The sequence below is a fragment of the Streptococcus sp. SR4 genome (assembly GCF_000517725.1).
Lineage (GTDB): Bacteria > Bacillota > Bacilli > Lactobacillales > Streptococcaceae > Streptococcus > Streptococcus salivarius_F.
The window spans coordinates 29927-47686 of the sequence record NZ_AZYW01000048.1; the positions used below are offsets into that span (position 1 = coordinate 29927).

Sequence of the window (17760 nt, forward strand, 5' to 3'; positions counted from 1 at the left end):
CTTACTCCTCACTCTTCTTTGAGACGTTACCATCAGCATCCTTGGTAACTTTCATGCTATGGATGGAAATGTAACCCATTTTTGCGACGACATTTTCTTGGACTTCGTCACTCATCATGTAATCTAAGAATTGTTTGGTATAGCTATCCGGTTTTCCCTTGGTATACATATGCTCGTAGGACCAAATCGGCCAATCGTTAGTTGCAACATTTTCAGCTTTTGGTTCAAATCCATTTAACTTCAATGTTTTAACAGAATCATCAAGGTAGGCAAATGATAGGTATGAAATAGCACCTGGTGTCTGAGCAACGATTGACTTAACCATACCATTAGAATCTTGCTCTTGGGTACGGATTGGCGATTTACCGTCCATAATCACTGCATCGAAAGTTGCGCGTGATCCTGAGCTGGCTGCACGGTTAATAATAGTAATCTCTAAGTCTTTACCACCAAGCTGTTTCCAGTTTGTGATTTCCCCAGTGAAAATCTTGCGAAGTTGTTCGGTTGTCAGGTTATCGACAGAGACTTCTTTATTTGTAATCACTGCAATTCCAGCAACGGCAACTTGATAGTCAACAAGCTTACTGGCATCGATTCCAGATTTTTCCTCGGCAAAAAGGTCACTGTTCCCAATTTGAACAGCACCAGATTGTACCTGAGAAAGTCCAGTACCAGAACCGCCACCTTGGACGTTAACGATATTCTCAGGGTTCTTCTCAGCGAACCCATCTGCTGCCGCCTCCACTAAGGGTTGAAGGGCCGTAGAACCAACTGCTGTAATGGACTGGCCACGGTCAATCCAAGAGGCACAGCCAGTTAAGACTAGTATGGTCATTGCCAGTGACAGAATCACTGCAAGGACTTTTGTTTTTTTCATTTTTGTCCTCCGACATTTTGTAACTTAAGTAAGATAGTGTCTTATATATGCTGTAAAAAGACATCTATCTAATTATACCAAGTATAAGATAATAAAGTCATATTAAAGTTTGATTACAGGCCCTTATACATGGAATCTCAATCCCTTAGGATAGTAGTTTTTAACCGTGTTTCCAACGATTTTGGCAAATCCAAATCCATTGCCATCCACTAAAAGCTGATACCAACCGTTTGGTTGCGCTTGATCTAGAGTGACCACATTACCAGAAACATATTGGGCAAACTGGTCTTGAGTTAGCTCTATACTTGAAACAACTTCATCAGAGGTTAACGCAATTCCAAGCGCAAAACTTGGTTCGAAACGTTTTTTCTTGAAGACACCAAGATGCAAACCATTACGAGCAATTTTAACTTTAGAAAGATCTGGAAGTCCCTTAGGAAGCAGATAGAGATTGTCCCCAAAAACTTGGAGTAAACCATCTAGATCAGTCTTAAGGTGTTTCTTTGCAAAATCTTCCCAAAGTTGCTTCTGCTCCTTGTTTAGGTTAGATTTTCCTTCTCTGATACGAGTCTTTTCGGGCAAGCGCTTATCCTGGAATTTTGCCACAAACTGACCTTCACCCTTGAAACGATGCGGATACATGCGGGCTGTTTCTGGAAAATTAATGCCATCGCTCATGCCGTTTAGTTTAGGAATTTCCACCAATTCAAGGTCAGGATAATTCTCTAAAATCCAAGCGACAACGCCCTCGTTCTCCTCAGGCGACCAGGTGCAGGTTGAGTAAATAAGTTGTCCACCAGGAGCCAGCATCTTCAAACCGTCTGACAAGATATCCTTCTGCAATTGTGCCAGTTCACTAGGGTAATCCTTGTGCCAATATTGGATGGCATCAGGATCCTTGCGGAACATTCCTTCGCCAGAACAAGGTCCATCAAAGACAATTGTATCAAAATAATTTTTGAAAACTTTAGCTAGTTTGTCGGCTGACGTGTTAGTCACCACAACATTTCTTGCTCCAAAACGCTCTATGTTTTCAACTAGAATTTTGCTACGTTTTGGATTGATTTCATTGCTGACAAGCAGACCTGTATTATCTAAGTAGCTTAGAAGATGAGTAGACTTTCCACCCGGAGCAGCTGCCAAATCTAAGACACGACTTCCCTTGGCTGGAGCTGCCACTTGAGCGACCATTTGGGCAGCCGGTTCCTGAGAATAGACCAAACCGGTCGCATGATCTGAGGATTTTCCAGAAATTTTTCCGTAATGTCCCCATAACGTCTCTGGAATAGCATCAGGAAATTCCTTCTGCTGCTTTTTCAGAGGGTTGGTACGGTAGGCGGACACGGCTTCTTGGTCAAAAGATGCAAAGAATTCCTCCGCTTCATCTCCAAGGAGCATATTATATTTTTCTATAAAGTCTGATGGAAATTGCATAGTTTCCTTTCTATCAAAAAACTGGACTAACCAAGAGAACTTACTGTTCTGATTTGTCCAGTATGGTTTTTTGTTTTAAATTAATTTTCTGAGCCCATAATATCCTTGATTTCTTCAAGTCTGTCTTTAGGCACAAGCATCACAGCTTGACGACTAGAATAATCCAGTGGTTCTCCGGTAATGGTCTCAAGGTGATAACCCAATTTTTCTCCCATAATACTTGCTGCAGCATAGTCCCATGGGTAAATAACTGAAAAGTAAGCTAAAATTTGACCAGATAGGACTTTTGACATGCTTAAACCGGCACCACCGTAGACACGAACACCCAAGGTATTATCAATAAGGTCTTTTAAGCCGTGAAAATTTTTAGCATACATAGCTCCATTGCTAGCGACTAGGCACCGGTCTAATGGTCGATTTTTATAGGCAGGAAGCAATTTGTCATTGCAATACACATCAAACTGGCCACCACCATAGAAAAGTTGATCAGCCATGACGTTATAAATGAGACCAAATTTTCCTTGCCCCTCTTCATAGTAGGCAATCATCACACAAAAATTATCTTGTTGGACAATAAAATTGACCGTTCCATCAATAGGATCCAAGACCCAGACGTTTCCATCCTTGATATTATGCACCAAGCCATTTTCTTCAGCGAAAATATTGTCTGAAGGAAAGGCAGATTTAATACGTGCCACGAGTAAATCTTGTGTTTGTTTATCAATATTAGTGACTAAATCATCAAAAGCCGTCTTTTCTTCGACCGTGATTGTTTTACTTAAACTTTCTTTAATAAAAGCACCAGCTTCTTTGATGATTTCTTTGGCAAAAATCAATTTATTTTCCAAGTGATACAAATCCTTTATCTTTTGCTTTAGCAGCTTTGACAGCTTGATAGGTTGAAAAACCGCTAGCTTCTTCAAAGGCCTTGTCTAGTTGCTTTTCAGGCGCTTTGCCTGGGACAACGGTTTTAAATGCCTTATAGGCTTGCAAGAGTTGGTCACGGTCAACCTTGCTCTCGTATGCTTTTTCTACCTGACTCAAAAAATGAAGCACTGTGGTAATTTCCTCAGTGCTCCATGATGGATCGAGTGGGTAGGAATAATTTCCTTTAGTCATTGTTACCCTCAATTTCAGCTCGAATGGTCGCTTGACGCAATTCTTGCTTTCTATAATCACGAGGCAAAAAGGCACGAATTTCATCTTCGTTGAAACCGATTTGCATGCGTTTGGTGTCCATAATGATAGGTCGACGAAGAAGATTTGGATATTCAGAAATCAATTGAATGAGTTCCTTGATGGTCAAATCATCCACATCGATATTCAGCTTCTGAAAGACTTTTGAACGGGTTGAAATGATATCTTCAGTACCATTTTCCGTGTAAGATAAAATCTTCATCAACTCATCGTGAGTTAATGGGCTCGTGATAATATTGTGTTCGTCAAAAGCAACTTCATGATTGGTCAACCAGGCTCGTGCTTTCCTACAGCTGGTGCAGCTAGGTGATAAAAATAAAGTTACCATGCAAACACCCCTTTCACTTTAACATTCCTAATCATTATACATTATTTGATTAGTTTTGGCTACGCTTTCTTAAAATTTTTCCGCGATTTTTTTATCGGTCTTCAGTTGAGCGCATAGTTCGTCTATATTATTGAACTTAATCATATCACGGATATAATCTAGCCAAAAAACTTCAATTGTTTTTCCATAAATATCGCCTTCAAAATCAAAGATATTGGCTTCAAGACGGAGTTCTGTTCCCCCAAAGGTAACATTTTTACCTAGGCTGGTCATGGAACGATAACGTTTACCATCAATTACCACATCGGCAACATAGACACCATCAGCAGGGAGAAAAGTTCTGTCGATTGGTGCTAAATTAGCAGTTGGAAAACCAATGGTACGTCCGCGGGCATCACCATGTACCACGATGCCACGTGTCGAGAATTCGTGGCCAAGTAGTTTATTGGCTTCTTTAACCTTACCTTCTTGTATCAATTGACGTACACGTGTTGACGAAATCTTTTCACCATCGCTTTGTTGTTCCTCAATAACATGAACATTACCAGAAAAATTACGGGATAGATAGTCCGCATCTGTTCGATGGTGTCCAAACTTGTAATCAAAGCCCACAACAACCTCTTGAGCTTTTAAACGCTTAATATAGCGGGCAATGAAATCATCTGAACTCGTTCGAGCAAAATCACTATTAAAATCTGTTAAATAAAGTTGATCTGTTCCATAGGCTTCAAAAAGATCACAACGCCTTTGAGGTGCTGTAATATGCAGAAGGAGATCATCTGTATATCGTTGAAAAGTCAGTTGAGGACTTTCATTAAAGGTAAGAACAGCTACTTCAAGCTGTTTGTCATCAGCAATCTGGCGCGCCTTATCAAAAAGGACCTTATGACCACGATGAAGAGCATCGAAATAGCCTAAGACAAGGACTGTACCCTTTTCCTGATGGATATCTTTATAATCGTTAATAGAAGTTATTTTCATTGACTTAATACTTTTCTAGGTTTATAAACTTGATTTCGCTTTTCCATGATGGCTAGAACTTTGTCTCCTAAAAAGGCCGCAACCAAGGGTTCTTGGCTATCAATAGCAATAAAGCGACCAAATGAGATTTCTTTAGCATCATCTTCAGTGACTTGTACTGCTGGCAGATCCTGAACACCAAATTCGATAGGAAGGAGGAAGGACGTATTCCCTGCTTCTACCATTTCTGAAATTTGAGAGAGAGTTAGTGCCTTATCTAAGGTTAGACCAGCTGAGGCTGTTCGACGAAGAGCAGACATATGACTCGCGTAGCCGAGTTTAGCACCCAAATCAACAGATAAGGTACGGACATAAGTTCCCTTGCTACAAGCAACACGGAAGGTGAATCTCGCAGTGTCGTTTTCTAGCTCGATGGGTGAGGTACGGACAAATTCGGTAATGGTCACTTGACGTTGTGGACGTTCTACTTCTTCTCCAGCGCGTGCGTACTCATAAAGTTTCTTTCCGTTGACCTTAACTGCTGAGTACATAGGGGGAATTTGTGTGATTTCTCCCTCAAAACTAGCCATTGCTTTGTCAACGGCTTCTTCATCAAGCTCTGTGACTGGAGTTATTTGGACGATTTCTCCACTAGCATCCTCAGTAGTTGTCGAAAAGCCGATGGTAATTTCTCCCTCATAGACTTTCCCTGCTTCAGTCATGTATTCAATGACACGAGTCGCTTTTCCAACTGCTATAGGTAGGACACCAGTAACATCTGGATCAAGGGTACCACCATGTCCGATTTTTTTCTCTTGTAATATTTTGCGTAGTTTAAATACAGCATCATGGCTGGTCATTCCAGCCTCTTTTTTTAGATTAATAATTCCTGAAATCATACTTATAATTATATCAAAAGCAATCCTAAAGAGCTAGGTAGAAACATAAAGAGGCAGAGAGCAAAGTCTCTAACCTCTTGAGAATTATAATCACAAGCAATCGCAAGACTGCTAGCTTTTTTAATCAATGTCTCTTTTAAGATCGCTTTCTAGTTCAAAGAAAGGTTTAATATCTTGTACATACTCTAGGACACCTTGAAAGTCTCCTTTGTCATCTCTAACAGCTGCATAGGTAACATAGACGAATTTTCCTAAACGTTCAGATTTGAACCACATTGGAACTTGGTCACGCTCTCCACTTCTTAGTAATTCAAAGATTTTCTTGACCTTATCAAGTACTTTTGGCGGATGGCAAAGTTCAACGTTTCGTCCAATTTGGCTAGGTGTTCGTTTAAAAACCATTTCATTGGCAGGAACATTATCATTATAGTATTGGAAAATATCGTCTTTATTGACGAAAGTAATTTCCAAAGGGAGATGATTTAGAATAAGATTGGCCTGCTCCACAGAAAGATAACCATTGCCAAAAGGTTGCGTTGTTTCTCTATCTACGACAGTTTCAGTTTTTGGTTTTGGGGTGAAGCTGATGGTGAATTGCCCTTCTGGGGTTTCAATAATTCGGGTATTGCCCGTATGTGCGTCAGTGCTCAGACCTGACTGTTCTTGCGATGTTTCCGTATTGTCTTCCTCAAAACGCTCACGCTTAGGTTGCCAGACGGCTGTAGGTTTTATAATTGCATAGCCATAGGCATCACTTTCTTCGGCAATTGAAAGCCAATCATCCTGCGTGAAGGTTTCAAGCAGAATCATCAGTAAGATAGCTTCTTCCTTGAAAATCATAGCTTCAAATTCTTCTGAAAAAGCTTCGAAGGATTTTTCAAAATCCTTTAAATTTCCTTTTGGAAGTTCTTGGAGTTTAGCCTCTGCATCTCGAAAGAGTTTTCGGATGTCATCGTCTACCCCCCACATAACCTTTGGAGGAGAGTCATGACCATAACGCTCCATTATTGGAAAGAAGAGTTTTTCTTTACGTGTGTAATGGTTATGGAATTGTCCTAATAAAGACATCTGATGTTTAAGTCCATTGACTAGGTCAGATTTAAAGTCTTCATTTTCGGGCTTACTGATGTTTTCTAGGATACGTCGGATACGGAGAATAGCTGAACGTAGGGCTAAATTCTCTTGTTTAAAGACATAGACAGGGTGGCCCTCTTGATCAGCGTCCGCCACTTCCACATCTGCAATAGCTCCTTTAAAGAGGTTAGCGTGGACATTACAAAGGCTCATAACATCTTCAAAGGTAACTCCATCTTCAGAAGACATCAATTCATGCTCCATCATAGAGATTTCAAGGGCAGATACTCCCCTGAAGTGTTGATTGAAGCGCTCTTGAACACTTTCGGGACTAGCTCCATGATGTAAATCTAGGAGAATTTCTTTAAGTATTTGAATACGATTTTTTTCCATGTTAGTCTCCGATGACATCATAACCATTGAACAGTAAGGTTTGCTTGATTTTATCTAGGGGAATATTAGCTAACTTAGAGCCAGCTTTTAGACTGGTTACCTTACCGACAGTATTTAGCATAGCTGGGTTAGACAAGGGCTTAAAACCAAGGTCAATCAGTAAATCCTTAACCTCTGGATGCTCTTTTATGATTGTTGCGACTGGTTGTGATAAATCTATGGTGTTGGTAGTCATAATGACCTCCTAATAACATATTTACTACTACCATTATACACGAGAATAATAAAAAAAGACCAACAAATCCTAGTTTGCTGGCTTTTGGTTAATTTCCAAATAGAGCTTCTGTAACATTATGCTGGATATTTTCCCACTCTTGCTTTGCACGAACCATCTTACGGTGGAAATCGGCACGACCACGTAGATAGGCGGCAATTTGGTAATCTTGCTTAACAATCGGTATTTCAGGTATTTTGATGTCCAAGAGGTCAGCTGTCGATAAATTGAGGACAGCCTTTCCCTTATCAGCATAGTCCAAATAGGCACGACCAATATCTGTCTCAAGAAAGAACTTGATGTAAAAACCACGAAGTTTTTCCTTAGGTCGTAATACTGTGATATTTGATGAGGCAACAACTTCACGCTTGCCTTGATCTTCGAAAACAGCAACTTTATGAACAGTTCCCTTAGATGCAATAAGTACATCTCCATCTTCTAAGAGAAAGCGTAAAAGTTTGCGGCGTTCCTCAGAAAATGTTTTTAGGTCATCGTAAGCAATGCCGTTGGGTGTCATATCCGATAGATTAATGACAGCGAATTCGCCAGGTTCTGCCTTAGCAGGGACAGCTTTTCCTTTAAATTGATCGACAACATCGCCTAAACGAACAAGTTTGTCTGTGTTAGCTTCGTAATCGATAATCAGTTGAGGTCTTTCTTTTTCAGACATTGAATCTCCTTTTTTATATTTTACTATCCGTATTGAGTATTGCTATACAATAATAGCAAGAAGCTAATACTTTTGCAAGTAAAAACTGTAAGAAAGGCAAAATAAAAAAGAGACCTGAGCCTCATTTTATAAGCTTTTAACCGCTGCTACTGCTGCTTCATAATTTGGATCAGTATTGATATTGTCCAAATATTCGACATAAGTAATCTTATTGTCAGCATCTGCCACTAAAACTGCACGCGCTAACAAGTGCCATTCTTCAATGAGGACACCATAATCTTTACCGAAACTATTATCATAGTAGTCAGAAAGCATGATGGCATTTTCAAGTCCTTCAGCACCACACCAACGAGCTTGTGCAAATGGTAGGTCCACTGAAATAGTAATAACTACTGTATCGTCTAATTCTGACAATTCCTTATTAAAGGTACGTGTTTGAGTTGAACAGATACCAGTATCGATTGATGGAACGATAGAGATAACTTTTTTCTTTCCATCGAATTCTGAAAGTGATTTTTTCGTCAAATCTGTTGCTGTTAAGTTAAAGTCACGCAAGGTATCTCCAACTTGAAGTTGTTTGTCTTCTGCTACTGTAACTGGTTTTCCAATAAATGTTGGCATGTTAGTCGTCCTCCAATACTTTTTTTACTATTGTACTGTAAATATAGCAATAAGCCTAAGCATTTGTTTAGAATTTTTCAAACAGAAGTTTAATTTTTTCAGCAATAATTGCATTAATTTCAGGAATAACCTCATCCGCAAAGTTTTTTAGGTAGGGATAATCACCAATTTGCACTCCATATATAGCATTTTTGAAAAGAGAAATATCATTTTGATCATTTCCAAAAGCTACAAAGTCTTTACCAAAGTGGTTTAAAACAGTACTAGCCTTGGTAACTCCCTTAGGATTAATGTAAAGACATCTTTCAATATCATGATAACTAAGATCTAAACAATCCAGTTTGTTTAGATTAAAGATAAGGTCTTCACGTATATCTTCATGCTCTACAAATGGAATAACAACTTTGATAGGCTCATTAAGTTCATGAACAGGCAAAATCCTTGCTTTGTTTAATGGATCAACATTTGAAAGAAAAGGGATTTGCTCAGGATTTTGAATAGTATAATTAAAGGTATCATCAATAAAATAAGGGAGATTATAAGTATCACAGTAGCTAACAATCGTTCTTAGAGCAGGAGAAGGTATTGTGTATTGTGATACTAAGTGTTCATCTTGAAAGACTTCACCACCGTTTAAGCCAACTACTGTCAGCTTTCTCAATTCTCCTTCTAAAATACTAAGACAGTCTCTGTAAGAGCGTGCTGTTGCAAAAATAATTTCATGACCGTATTTTGGTGCAGTTAAAAGAACCTTTTGTAGGTCTTTTGACATAGTCATACCATCAAAACATAGGGTTCCATCCAAATCAAAAACAAATTTCATAGGGATAGTATAACAAAAAACCAGCTAAAGAGCTGGCTAAATCATTTTGTATTGAAATACTTAGATTTTATCAAGAGCTAGTTTTAAATCTTCAATCAAATCATCTGCGTTTTCCAAACCAACTGAGATACGAATTTGATTTGGAGTGACGCCACAAGCTAGTAAATCAGCTTCTGCCAATTGTTGGTGAGTTGTTGTTGCAGGGTGCACCACCAAAGATTTTGCGTCAGCAACGTTAGCTAAATCTGAGAAGATTTCAAGACTATCAATTACGGTACGCGCTTCGTCTTGTCCACCTTTAACATGGAAAGTGAAAATAGAGCCTGGTCCTTTAGGGAAGTATTTTTGTGACAAATCATAGTAAGGACTTGATGGTAATCCAGGATAGTTAACTTTTTCAACTTTTGGATGATTTTCCAAAAAGTCTACGATTTTTTTAGTATTTTCGACGTGGCGTTCGACACGAAGTGAAAGTGTTTCAAGTCCTTGCAAGAGCAAGAAAGCATTGAAAGGTGCCAAGGCAGCCCCTGTGTCACGCAAAAGTTGTGTACGAAGGGCAGTTACAAATGCTGCTGGACCAACATCACGCGTATAGCTGATATTGTGGTAAGATGGGTCCTCGTCAACCAATTGTGGGAATTTGCCTGAAGCTTCCCAGTCAAATTTACCAGAATCGACGATAAGACCTCCAATAGTTGTTCCATGTCCACCGATAAACTTAGTTGCAGAATGAACCACGATATCTACACCATGGGAGATAACATTGATGAGATATGGAGTTCCAAAAGTATTGTCAGCAACCAATGGAATCTTATGACTGTGAGCAATCTCAGCAATTTTTTCAAAATCAGGAATATTGATAAGCGGATTTCCCAAAGACTCAATCAAGACAAGCTTGGTATTATCTTTGATAGCAGCTTCAATTTCTTCAGGATTGTCAACATCTACAAAAGTTGTTGTGATACCATAGCGTGGAAGAGTTTCTTTTAAGAGATTGAATGTCCCACCATAGAGGGTTGTCGCGGCAACAACGTGATCACCAGCATGTGCCAAACCAAGGATAGCATAGGTGATAGCAGCCATACCTGATGCCGTAGCCAAGGCACCAACACCCCCTTCGAGGGCTGCAATACGTTCTTCAAGTACTGCTACTGTTGGATTGGTAATACGTGTGTAAATATTACCAGGCTTTCTAAGGGCAAAGAGATCTTCACCTTCTTGAGCGTCGTCAAAAACATATGAAGTGGTTTGGTAAATTGGAACAGCACGTGATTTTGTTTCCTTGTCAGGTGTTTGTCCAGCGTGTAATTGTAAGGTTTCAAATGAAAATTCTCGTGACATATGGGTGTCCTCCAAAACAAAAGTTGCCTTCATTCTACACCCAGAAAAGCTAGCTGTCTAATAGAAATTTTTTATCAATGTGATAGGGAGGGCTTATAAAAAGGACCTTTCGGTCCCTTTCTATTTCTTCACAATAGGTGCTACGCTTGCCAAGACTTTTTTAAGTCCAACTTCTGGGAATTTTATCTTAAGTTCCTGTGTCTTGCCACTTCCAGTTACTTCTAGGACGGTACCATCTCCCCATTTCTTGTGGTGAGCGATATCTCCGATTTCCCAATCAGTAGCTGAGTTGCCTGAGTCTGAAGCCTTACCAAAAGGTAGTCCCCCAGTGGCTTTTGAAAATGGCTGAGCACCAGTATGTCTTTGCGGCTGTGCATTTGCTTTTCTGGTCTGAAGCGCTTGTTGTAAACTCATGCCTTGACCAAATTGTGTAGGCTCTTCCTTTGTAAAACGAACACCAAATGATGAATTGGCTGGACGTGCTAGACCTTGATATTGTAATAAATCATCTGAAATTTCACGTAAGAAACGGCTAGGACGATTATAGCTAGTCTTACCAAAAAGCGTACGCGTATTAGCGTTGGTAAGGAAAAGAATCTCTTCCGCCCGAGTGATACCTACGTAAGCCAAACGACGCTCTTCTTCGAGTTCATCTGGCTCTTCTGAGGCACGTGACAAAGGGAAGACTCCCTCTTCCATACCAATTAGGAAGACAACTGGGAATTCAAGCCCTTTGGCAGCATGGAGAGTCATCAAGGTTACCTCTGCTGCTTCCATATCACCATCGTCCGTATCAGCAATCAACGCTAAATCGTTCAAGAAACGGCCTAAACGGTCAATACCTGTCTCGTCCTCCGTACCATCGGTGTTGGTTTCGTCAAAATTCTTAGTAACAGACATGAATTCTTCGATATTTTCAATGCGCGCTTGACTTTCAAGTGTTTGTTGCATCGAAAGAGCATCCAGATAACCAGACTTATCCAAAACAGCCTCTACAGCTTCAGTGATACTTAGTCCATCTAGCTGATCACGTAGCTTCAGAATCATGTTAGCAAAATCGTAAACGCCCTGAGCTGCTTTCCCCTTAATCGGTGATAACATAATATTAGCAGAAGCATCTAGGAGACTCATGTTTTGCTCATAGGCAAAGTTACGGATCTTTTCTAGTGTACCGGGTCCAACTCCACGTTTAGGTTCATTAACGACACGTTCAAAGCTAATATTATCCGCAGGGTTGGCAATCAAGTTCAAGTAAGAAATGACATCACGAATTTCTTTACGGCTATAGAACTTGGTTCCTCCAACCATGGTATAAGGAATATTAGACTTGAGTAAAGCTTCTTCAATGGTACGAGACTGAGCATTGGTACGGTAAAGTACAGCGAAATCCTTGAAGTTCTTACCTTCTTCACGAATAATGTTATCAATAGTTGAAGCAACAAAAACAGCTTCATCACGCTCGTCATTAGCACGGTAATAAACAATTTGTTCACCGTCATCATTTTGAGTCCAAAGTTTCTTAGGACGGCGGTTACGGTTGTTCTTGATAACTTCGTTGGCTGCTTGGAGAATTTTCTTGGTTGAACGGTAATTTTCTTCCAAGAGAACTACCTTGGCTTCAGGATAGTCCTTCTCAAAATCAAGGATATTCTGCATATCAGCCCCACGCCAACCGTAGATTGATTGGTCCGCATCACCTACGACACAGATATTCTTGAAGCGAGATGCCAAGAGTTTTACCAACTGATACTGAGCATGGTTGGTATCTTGGTACTCATCCACGTGAATGTACTGATAACGCTGCTGATAATATGCGAGGACATCAGGATTTTTGTCAAAGAGACGCAAAGTCATCATAATTAAATCGTCAAAATCCATAGCTTCACTACGACGGAGCTCTTCCTGATAGGCCTTGTAACATTTAGCAACGATTTGGGTGAACATATCACCAGCTTGGTGCTCATAGGCCACTTCATCCAAGAGGTCGTTTTTGGCGTTAGAAATCGTCCCTAAGATGGCACGTTCATTCCACTTTTTAGGGTCCAGGTTCAGATTCTTGAGAATACGTTTCATCAAAGTACGTTGTTCCCCAGGATCTACGATAGTAAAGTTTCGGTTGTAGCCAATATGGTCCGCTTCACGACGAAGGATTCGCACACACATACTATGGAAGGTTGCAATTAAGGTTTCTGAAGTTGCTGGATTTAAAGCCATAGCACGTTCACGCATCTCACGAGCTGCCTTATTGGTAAAGGTAATGGCTAGGATATTCCAGGGGTTAATCATTTTCTCGTCAATGAGGTAGGCAATGCGGTGGGTAAGCACACGTGTCTTCCCAGATCCTGCACCAGCCATAATCAATAAAGGCCCCTCAGTCGTTTGGACGGCTTCGGCCTGTTTGTCATTCATACCAGTTAATAATGGGTTCATCATATTCTCCATTCTCAAAAATAAGCTCTACTATTTTATCATTTTTTAGATGAAAATGCAGACTCTATTCATAATGCGTATGAAATAACTTTAGAAAATAATCGTTTGTTTTTATTTGGAAGTACTTTGCTTAAGATTACTGATATTCCTAGCTTTTTCTAGCTTTGGAGGAAGACATGCTAAAGAATAATATTCGGATTTTTATACTTTTTATGAAAATTAGTGTTGACACTGTTCGGTTTTTTCGATAAGATAGAATCACAATAAAATAAGAACCGAGTGATGTCATCAGGATGACTGGTGATTGACGGACTTCTGGAGAGATCTTGAAGCAGCCTTAGCTGTATACAAGACACCGAAGGGGCAAGGGGTAACAACCGAAACTCTCAGGTAAAAGGACAGAAAGCATCGCAAGTTTTTTAACTTGTAGTAATAGCTTTGTATTCTCAGAGGTCTGGTTAAGCCAAACCTCTTTTTTGACGTCTCGGTTAAAGGAGATTGTAAATTTATGTTAGACTTTTTTACTACCATTGATGATTTTGTCTGGGGTCCACCCCTTCTGGTCCTTCTTGTAGGAACTGGGATTTACCTTACAATTCGTCTTGGTCTTTTGCAAGTTCTTCGTCTTCCTAAAGCTTTTAAACTTATCTTTGCTGAAGATAAAGGGGAAGGTGATATTTCTAGTTTTGCAGCCTTGGCGACTGCTCTTGCTGCAACTGTTGGTACAGGTAACATTGTCGGTGTAGCTACTGCCATCAAAACTGGTGGACCTGGTGCCCTTTTCTGGATGTGGATTGCCGCTTTCTTTGGTATGGCAACCAAATATTCTGAAGGTCTTTTGGCTATTAAATTCCGTACACTTGACGACCAAGGTAATGTCTCTGGTGGTCCAATGTATTACATCACACACGGTTTTTCTGGAAAATGGCAAACAATTGCTAAACCTTTGGCCTACTTCTTTGCCTTTGCAGGTGTGCTTGTTGCATGGTTGGGGATTGGTACCTTCTCTCAAGTTAACTCAATCACCGCTTCACTTCAAAATAGCTTTGACTGGTCACCAAAAATCGTAAGTGTCATTCTTGCTCTTATCACTGCTGCTATCATTTTTGGTGGTATCCAATCTATCTCTAAAGTTTCTGAAAAGGTCGTACCATTTATGGCTGGGCTCTATATCCTAGCAGCTCTTGTGGTTATCTTTACTAACTTTAATCAACTTCTTCCAGTCCTTGAAATGGTCTTCCAATCTGCCTTTACTGGTAAAGCAGCCGTGGGTGGTTTTGCTGGTGCGACAGTCATGGTTGCAATGCGACTTGGTATTGCGCGTGGTGTCTTCTCAAATGAGTCAGGTCTTGGATCAGCTCCTATCGCTGCAGCTGCTGCTAAGACCGAAGAACCAGTTGAACAAGGTTTGATTTCAATGACAGGTACTTTCATTGATACGATTATCATCTGTACGCTTACTGGTCTTGCCATCCTTGTAACGGGTCAATGGTCAGGTAGCCTAGAAGGTGCCCCAATGACACAAGCAGCCTTCTCTTCTGTTTTTGGTACATTTGGTGAAATTGCCTTGACACTTTCTTTGGTTCTCTTTGCCTTTACAACAATCTTGGGTTGGTCTTACTACGGTGAACGTTGTTTCGAATTCATTTTCAAATCAACGAAATTCCTTCCACTCTACCGCCTCATTTTTGTAGTCATGGTTGCTCTTGGTGGTTACCTCACACTTGATGTTGTTTGGAAAATTGCGGATATCGTAAACGGTTTGATGGCTTTGCCTAACTTGGTTGCCCTCCTAGTCCTATCACCAATTATCATCAAAGAAACCAAATCATACTTTGAACGCCACAAATAAACTAAAGAGCTTTGGCTCTTTTTTCTTGGCTTTGTCGGCACCAATCCTTGCGACTACTGCTCTTTTGCGTTACAATGAAATTAAATCATTTTATAACTTGTAAAGAATAAATCCAAAGGAATTACTATGTCAATTACCAAAGAATTTGATACGATTACTGCCATCTCAACACCTTTAGGTGAAGGTGCTATCGGTATTGTTCGCCTATCTGGAACCGATGCAGTTGCTATTGCTAATAAGGTTTTCAAAGGAAAAAATTTAGAAACGATCGCTTCACATACTATCAACTACGGTCATATCGTGGAAAATGATGAAACCATTGATGAAGTCATGGTCAGTGTTATGCGTGCACCAAAGACCTTTACACGTGAGGATGTGGTAGAAATCAACACCCATGGTGGTGTCGCTGTAACCAATGAAATCCTTCAACTCCTTATCCGTTCTGGTGCTCGTATGGCCGAACCTGGAGAATTTACCAAACGTGCCTTCTTGAATGGTCGTGTGGACTTGACCCAGGCCGAAGCGGTCATGGATTTGATTCGTGCTAAGACTGATAAGGCTATGGCCGTTGCCGTTTCTCAACTTGATGGTTCGCTCAAGGATCTCATTAATAACACTCGCCAAGAAATTCTTAACACTTTGGCTCAAGTCGAGGTGAATATTGATTACCCAGAGTATGATGATGTTGAAGAAGTTACTACAAATCTAGTCCGCGAAAAAACGCAAGAGTTCCAAGCACTTCTAGAAAATCTTCTGGCTACTGCCAAACGAGGAAAAATTCTACGAGAAGGTCTTTCAACGGCAATCATTGGTCGTCCAAATGTCGGAAAATCTAGCCTTCTTAACAATCTCCTACGTGAGGAGAAGGCTATCGTTACAGACATTGAGGGTACAACACGTGATGTCATTGAAGAATACGTTAATATCAAAGGCGTTCCACTTAAGTTAATTGATACCGCTGGTATCCGTGACACAGACGATGTTGTTGAAAAAATTGGTGTGGAGCGTTCTAAGAAAGCTCTTGAAGAGGCTGACCTGGTTCTTCTTGTCCTTAATAGCTCTGAACCGTTAACTGAGCAAGACCGTACATTACTCGAAATCAGCCAAAATAGCAATCGAATCATTCTCCTAAATAAGACAGACCTTCCACAAGCAATCCAAATGGAAGAGCTTCCTGAAGATGTCATTCCGATTTCAGTCCTCAAGAATGAAAACATCGACAAAATTGAAGATCGCATCAATCAACTCTTCTTTGATAATGCTGGTCTAGTGGAGAAAGATGCTACTTATCTCTCAAATGCCCGTCACATTTCACTCATTGAAAAAGCCCTCGAAAGCCTTGAAGCAGTCAATCAAGGTCTTGAATTAGGCATGCCTGTTGACCTCTTACAAGTAGATATGACACGTACTTGGGAAATTCTGGGAGAAATCACTGGTGATGCTGCCCCAGATGAACTCATTACGCAACTCTTTAGCCAGTTCTGTCTAGGAAAATAAACATAACTAAATTTATGTAAAAAAGATGCTCTGTCATCTTTTTATTTTTTGTATCATAAATACAGAAATAAAGTTATGTAAACTAAAACCTATCAATACCATAAGACGATTACCTCATGCTTTTTAAGAAAGAAAATGCTATCATGGTACTATCCTATGATTTTGAAAGGTTTGTCATGAGTCAAGCAACTACTGATACTGATTTTAAACATTTGATAGACTTTGACGATAATCTGCTTCCTTTTCGACTGACGGAAACTAAGGTTGAAAATGGACGCCCTGATATTCTTTTTCATTGGCATCCTGAACTTGAGATTCAGTACGTTTATGAGGGGACAGCTCGTTATCACATTGATTATGACTATTTTGACAGTCAGGCTGGAGATATCTTTTTAATACGTCCGAATGGCCTTCATTCGATTCACCCCGTAGATAATCAGCCTCATCATACGGACACCTTACATTTTCATTTGGATATGCTGGGACAGTCGCTGGTGGACCCGCTTAGTCTACGCTACCTACAGCCTTTACAGAATTCTAATTTCAAGTTTAAACAATGCCTGAGACCGTCAGACGAGGGGTATAGGGAAATCAAAGCTCTCCTCTTTGAGATTTTTAAAATGATTCGTCAGAAAGATCGTCACTATGAACTCCTTCTCAAGTCAAAACTAGAAGAATTAATTTACCTCCTCTACTTCTATCGTTTGGTAGAGCGCAAAACTTCTGATGATCATTATCGTAAGAATGAAAAGATTCGGGAAATCATTGATTATATTAATCAACATTATGCCGAAAATCTGACTATTGAAAAGTTATCAGAGCTTATGGGGTATAGTAAGACTCACTTTATGACGATTTTTAAGCAACATACAGGTACCTCTTGTACAGAATTTATCATTCAAGCAAGACTCAATGCTGCTTGCGAGGAGCTTCGTAATAGCGTTAAACCAGTTTTGGAAATTGCTACTAATGTTGGTTTTAATAACCTATCCAATTTTAACCGCCAATTTAAACACTATTACGACCAAACACCAAGCCAGTATCGTAAGACACATAGTAACAAGAAGAAAACAAAAAAGAGTTAGCCAAA

The 17760-nt window shown here is 40.0% G+C and carries 17 protein-coding genes and 1 riboswitch; of the genes, 3 read left to right on the top strand and 14 right to left on the bottom strand.

What is annotated here, in order from left to right; all coding sequences use genetic code 11:
- Window position 1: 1 nt before the first annotated feature.
- The 14 genes from HMPREF1519_RS06570 to pcrA form a co-directional block, all read right to left on the bottom strand.
- Entirely contained in the window at window positions 2-877 is an 876-nt protein-coding gene (locus tag HMPREF1519_RS06570; protein ID WP_037611572.1) for a phosphate ABC transporter substrate-binding protein PstS family protein, read from the bottom strand.
- A gap of 123 nt (window positions 878-1000) precedes the next feature.
- On the bottom strand, window positions 1001-2311 hold the full coding sequence (locus tag HMPREF1519_RS06575) for an RsmF rRNA methyltransferase first C-terminal domain-containing protein (RefSeq protein WP_037611574.1): 1311 nt from the start codon (window positions 2309-2311) through the stop codon (window positions 1001-1003).
- An 80-nt stretch (window positions 2312-2391) separates the two neighbouring features.
- Window positions 2392-3159: an inositol monophosphatase family protein gene (locus tag HMPREF1519_RS06580; protein WP_037611576.1), complete on the bottom strand. Its 768-nt coding sequence runs from the start codon at window positions 3157-3159 to the stop codon at window positions 2392-2394.
- Window positions 3149-3430, bottom strand: a complete 282-nt coding sequence (locus tag HMPREF1519_RS06585; protein ID WP_004182521.1) for a UPF0223 family protein — start codon at window positions 3428-3430, stop codon at window positions 3149-3151. Before HMPREF1519_RS06585 ends, HMPREF1519_RS06580 begins: the two co-directional genes overlap by 11 nt.
- On the bottom strand, window positions 3423-3836 hold the full coding sequence (locus HMPREF1519_RS06590) for a Spx/MgsR family RNA polymerase-binding regulatory protein (protein WP_002890965.1): 414 nt from the start codon (window positions 3834-3836) through the stop codon (window positions 3423-3425). The genes HMPREF1519_RS06585 and HMPREF1519_RS06590 overlap by 8 nt, the downstream gene beginning before the upstream one ends.
- A gap of 69 nt (window positions 3837-3905) precedes the next feature.
- Window positions 3906-4817 carry a bifunctional riboflavin kinase/FAD synthetase gene (locus HMPREF1519_RS06595; protein WP_037611577.1) on the bottom strand — a complete coding sequence of 304 codons (912 nt, stop codon included), beginning with the start codon at window positions 4815-4817 and terminating at the stop codon, window positions 3906-3908.
- Window positions 4814-5695 (bottom strand): tRNA pseudouridine(55) synthase TruB, encoded by an 882-nt coding sequence (truB, locus tag HMPREF1519_RS06600; RefSeq protein WP_002884911.1) that lies wholly within the window; start codon window positions 5693-5695, stop codon window positions 4814-4816. Before truB ends, HMPREF1519_RS06595 begins: the two co-directional genes overlap by 4 nt.
- A 120-nt stretch (window positions 5696-5815) precedes the next feature.
- Window positions 5816-7162 (bottom strand): DUF438 domain-containing protein, encoded by a 1347-nt coding sequence (locus HMPREF1519_RS06605; protein WP_037611579.1) that lies wholly within the window; start codon window positions 7160-7162, stop codon window positions 5816-5818.
- A gap of 1 nt (window position 7163) precedes the next feature.
- Window positions 7164-7397 (bottom strand): DUF1858 domain-containing protein, encoded by a 234-nt coding sequence (locus tag HMPREF1519_RS06610; protein ID WP_004182516.1) that lies wholly within the window; start codon window positions 7395-7397, stop codon window positions 7164-7166.
- An 88-nt stretch (window positions 7398-7485) separates the two neighbouring features.
- Window positions 7486-8106: a restriction endonuclease subunit S gene (locus HMPREF1519_RS06615; RefSeq protein WP_022496391.1), complete on the bottom strand. Its 621-nt coding sequence runs from the start codon at window positions 8104-8106 to the stop codon at window positions 7486-7488.
- Between the two features lie 126 nt (window positions 8107-8232).
- Entirely contained in the window at window positions 8233-8727 is a 495-nt protein-coding gene (gene tpx, locus HMPREF1519_RS06620; protein ID WP_037611582.1) for a thiol peroxidase, read from the bottom strand.
- A gap of 67 nt (window positions 8728-8794) precedes the next feature.
- Window positions 8795-9550, bottom strand: a complete 756-nt coding sequence (locus tag HMPREF1519_RS06625) for an HAD hydrolase family protein (RefSeq protein WP_037611584.1) — start codon at window positions 9548-9550, stop codon at window positions 8795-8797.
- Between the two features lie 60 nt (window positions 9551-9610).
- Window positions 9611-10891, bottom strand: a complete 1281-nt coding sequence (locus HMPREF1519_RS06630) for an O-acetylhomoserine aminocarboxypropyltransferase/cysteine synthase family protein (protein ID WP_037611586.1) — start codon at window positions 10889-10891, stop codon at window positions 9611-9613.
- Between the two features lie 120 nt (window positions 10892-11011).
- Window positions 11012-13321, bottom strand: a complete 2310-nt coding sequence (pcrA, locus tag HMPREF1519_RS06635) for a DNA helicase PcrA (protein ID WP_037611588.1) — start codon at window positions 13319-13321, stop codon at window positions 11012-11014.
- 305 nt (window positions 13322-13626) lie between these two features.
- Window positions 13627-13733, top strand: a riboswitch (glycine riboswitch).
- A gap of 96 nt (window positions 13734-13829) precedes the next feature.
- Here pcrA and HMPREF1519_RS06640 point away from each other — a divergent pair.
- The 3 genes from HMPREF1519_RS06640 to HMPREF1519_RS06650 all read left to right on the top strand — a co-directional run bounded on the left by HMPREF1519_RS06640 (window position 13830) and on the right by HMPREF1519_RS06650 (window position 17755).
- Window positions 13830-15173 (top strand): alanine/glycine:cation symporter family protein, encoded by a 1344-nt coding sequence (locus HMPREF1519_RS06640; RefSeq protein WP_037611590.1) that lies wholly within the window; start codon window positions 13830-13832, stop codon window positions 15171-15173.
- Window positions 15174-15299: 126 nt separating this feature from the next.
- Complete coding sequence (mnmE, locus tag HMPREF1519_RS06645) at window positions 15300-16670, top strand: tRNA uridine-5-carboxymethylaminomethyl(34) synthesis GTPase MnmE (RefSeq protein ID WP_037611591.1); 1371 nt, start codon at window positions 15300-15302, stop codon at window positions 16668-16670.
- A gap of 143 nt (window positions 16671-16813) precedes the next feature.
- Window positions 16814-17755 (top strand): AraC family transcriptional regulator, encoded by a 942-nt coding sequence (locus HMPREF1519_RS06650; protein WP_081721229.1) that lies wholly within the window; start codon window positions 16814-16816, stop codon window positions 17753-17755.
- Window positions 17756-17760 lie beyond the last annotated feature (5 nt).

Coding starts and splice junctions, on each gene's coding strand:
- HMPREF1519_RS06570 (WP_037611572.1), bottom strand. CDS start 877: ATGAAAAAAACAAAAGTCCTTGCAGTGATTCTGTCACTGGCAATGACC.
- HMPREF1519_RS06575 (WP_037611574.1), bottom strand. CDS start 2,311: ATGCAATTTCCATCAGACTTTATAGAAAAATATAATATGCTCCTTGGA.
- HMPREF1519_RS06585 (WP_004182521.1), bottom strand. CDS start 3,430: ATGACTAAAGGAAATTATTCCTACCCACTCGATCCATCATGGAGCACT.
- HMPREF1519_RS06590 (WP_002890965.1), bottom strand. CDS start 3,836: ATGGTAACTTTATTTTTATCACCTAGCTGCACCAGCTGTAGGAAAGCA.
- HMPREF1519_RS06595 (WP_037611577.1), bottom strand. CDS start 4,817: ATGAAAATAACTTCTATTAACGATTATAAAGATATCCATCAGGAAAAG.
- truB (WP_002884911.1), bottom strand. CDS start 5,695: ATGATTTCAGGAATTATTAATCTAAAAAAAGAGGCTGGAATGACCAGC.
- HMPREF1519_RS06605 (WP_037611579.1), bottom strand. CDS start 7,162: ATGGAAAAAAATCGTATTCAAATACTTAAAGAAATTCTCCTAGATTTA.
- HMPREF1519_RS06610 (WP_004182516.1), bottom strand. CDS start 7,397: ATGACTACCAACACCATAGATTTATCACAACCAGTCGCAACAATCATA.
- HMPREF1519_RS06615 (WP_022496391.1), bottom strand. CDS start 8,106: ATGTCTGAAAAAGAAAGACCTCAACTGATTATCGATTACGAAGCTAAC.
- tpx (WP_037611582.1), bottom strand. CDS start 8,727: ATGCCAACATTTATTGGAAAACCAGTTACAGTAGCAGAAGACAAACAA.
- HMPREF1519_RS06625 (WP_037611584.1), bottom strand. CDS start 9,550: ATGAAATTTGTTTTTGATTTGGATGGAACCCTATGTTTTGATGGTATG.
- HMPREF1519_RS06630 (WP_037611586.1), bottom strand. CDS start 10,891: ATGTCACGAGAATTTTCATTTGAAACCTTACAATTACACGCTGGACAA.
- pcrA (WP_037611588.1), bottom strand. CDS start 13,321: ATGAACCCATTATTAACTGGTATGAATGACAAACAGGCCGAAGCCGTC.
- HMPREF1519_RS06640 (WP_037611590.1), top strand. CDS start 13,830: ATGTTAGACTTTTTTACTACCATTGATGATTTTGTCTGGGGTCCACCC.
- mnmE (WP_037611591.1), top strand. CDS start 15,300: ATGTCAATTACCAAAGAATTTGATACGATTACTGCCATCTCAACACCT.
- HMPREF1519_RS06650 (WP_081721229.1), top strand. CDS start 16,814: ATGGTACTATCCTATGATTTTGAAAGGTTTGTCATGAGTCAAGCAACT.